General features: G+C 54.3%; 3 protein-coding genes. All 3 read right to left on the reverse strand.

The window, feature by feature from the left end; genetic code table 11:
• On the reverse strand, positions 1-294 hold a 294-nt coding region (locus GX016_01275), incomplete at its 3' end, for a cobalamin biosynthesis protein CbiX (GenBank protein HHT70193.1).
• Complete coding sequence (hemL, locus tag GX016_01280) at positions 291-1,580, reverse strand: glutamate-1-semialdehyde 2,1-aminomutase (protein HHT70194.1); 1,290 nt, start codon at positions 1,578-1,580, stop codon at positions 291-293. The genes GX016_01275 and hemL, both read right to left, overlap by 4 nt.
• Positions 1,577-2,398 (reverse strand): porphobilinogen synthase (gene hemB, locus GX016_01285; GenBank protein HHT70195.1); only part of this gene is annotated, 822 nt, incomplete at its 5' end. The genes hemB and hemL, both read right to left, overlap by 4 nt.

Genomic DNA, 2,398 nt, shown 5'->3' on the forward strand with positions numbered 1-2,398 from the left:
CAGACAAAGTTTAATTCCCGGATGCTGTGCCTTGTACTTAGCCAGCTCCACTGGAATATCTTCTTGAATATGGACACCGTTGAAAAGGAAATAGGGTATGATATGGATTTTGGTGCAGCCCTTATTCACTAACCTGTCCAACCCTGTCGGTAACAGGTTGTCCGAGAACTGTAAGAAGGCGGTTTCGATATTGGCTGCTCCGGTAAGATTCTGTACTTTGTCCACCAACACCTTTAGGGTCTTCTCCGTCTCCTTTTGACGGCTACCATGGGCTAAAATCAAAATTCCCGTCACGCCAACAGTCCCCCTTCCACTATTTCTTGCACTGCTTCCAGCATCCACTCAATCTGATCTGCGGTATGGGCCGCCGACAAAAAGAGAGCTTCGAATTGTGATGGAGACAGATAGACTCCCCGCTCCAGCATGGCATTAAAATACCTTTTGTACCTTTCAGTATCGCTTCTTTTGGCATCGGCGTAGTTGTTAACCGGGCCTGCGGCAAAGTACAAGCAGCAAAGAGAACCCACCTGATTTACAGTAACCGGGATCTCGGCCTCCTTAAAGATAGTTCGTAGGCCTTGAGCCAGTCTCTTTCCTCTGCTTTCCAGCTGTTGATAGATACTTGGTTGTTCCTGCAAACTTCTTAGGCTGCATAAACCGGCCGCCATGGCCACCGGGTTGCCAGATAAAGTCCCGGCCTGATACACCTTGCCCAGCGGCGCCACCTCTGACATCACTTCCCGACGCCCGCCAAAAGCCCCCACCGGCAATCCACCGCCGATGATTTTGCCAAAGGTAGACAGATCGGGTTGTACACCAAAATACCCCTGGGCCCCATCTAATCCTAGCCGAAAACCGGTAATAACCTCATCCAAAATAAGGAGCGCACCGTACTCAGTGGTAATTTCTCTTAAACCGTGCAAGAACCCTGCTTGCGGCAATACTACACCCATATTGGCCGCCACCGGCTCCACAATAACGGCGGCAATCTCTTGCCCCCGTTTTACAAACAATTCTTGTACGGCTTTAAGATCATTGTATGGCACCGTGAGCGTCCGTTGGGCAATAGCCGCCGGTACACCGGCGCTGTCCGGTACGCCAAAGGTGGCCGCTCCTGATCCGGCCTGTACCAACATACCGTCGGCATGGCCGTGGTAGCAACCTTGGAATTTCACAATCAGCTCCCGCCCGGTATAACCCCGGGCTACACGCAAGGCGCTCATAACTGCTTCCGTGCCCGAGGATACCATGCGTACCATCTCCAGTGACGGCACCAAGTTGCACATAAGCTCCGCCATCTCCACTTCGGCTGCAGTGGGAGCCCCATAGCTCAGCCCCTTTTTCGCCGCTTCCCCCACCGCTGCCAGCACCGGTTCATAAACGTGGCCGAAAATCATCGGTCCCCACGACCCGACAAAATCCAAATAACGATTCCCCTCCACATCCCATAGCCAAGGCCCCTCTGCCTTGTCGATAAACAGCGGCTCCCGCCCTACCGAGCCAAAAGCCCGCACCGGGCTGTTAACACCGCCGGGGAGCACCTTCTTAGCGCGCTGAAACCATTGATGTGAAGTTGTCATAGCCGTCCCTCCTTCATCCATGAAGCTAACTCACAGGCATGATAAGTTATTAAGAAATCGGCTCCGGCGCGGAAAATACCGGCCGCCGCCTCACACACAGCCGCTGCCTCGTTGAGCCAACCGCGCTGGGCCGCCGCTTTGATCATGGCATATTCGCCGCTGACACAGTACGAGCCTACCGGGACCGAACTTTGATCGGCCACCTGGCACAGTACATCCAGATAAGGAAGCCCCGGTTTTACCATTACCAGATCTGCCCCCTCATCAATATCCAGCGCCATCTCCCGCAAAGCCTCCCGCCGGTTGTGCGGGTCCATCTGATAGGAACGGCGGTCGCCAAAGGACGGTTCCGACCCGGCCGCCTCGCGAAACGGGCCGTAAAAGGCCGAAGCGTACTTCACTGCGTAGGATAAAATAGCGGTGTTAAAAAACCCTTGTTGTTCCAATTCGGCTCGGATAGCCCCTACACGACCATCCATCATGTCCGACGGAGCCACAATATCGGCTCCGGCTTGGACATGAGACAGAGCTGTTTTGGCGAGTAAGGGCAAAGTTGCATCGTTATCCACATAACTGTCCCTGATCGCACCGCAATGGCCGTGGGAAGTGTACTCACATAAGCAGACATCGGTAATATAGATAAGTTCAGGAAAGCACCGTTTACCTTCAATTAACGCCTGCTGCACCACGCCGTCCTCGGCCCAGGCACTGCTGCCCAGCTCATCTTTCTTGGCCGGAATTCCAAACAGCAACACGGCACTGATCCCGGCCGCAGCAACTTTCTCCAGTACTCGCGGCAAGGTGTCCGGGCTGTAGCG

It is taken from the genome of Bacillota bacterium, from assembly GCA_012837285.1.
Taxonomy (GTDB): Bacteria; Bacillota; DTU030; order DUMP01; family DUMP01; genus DUNI01.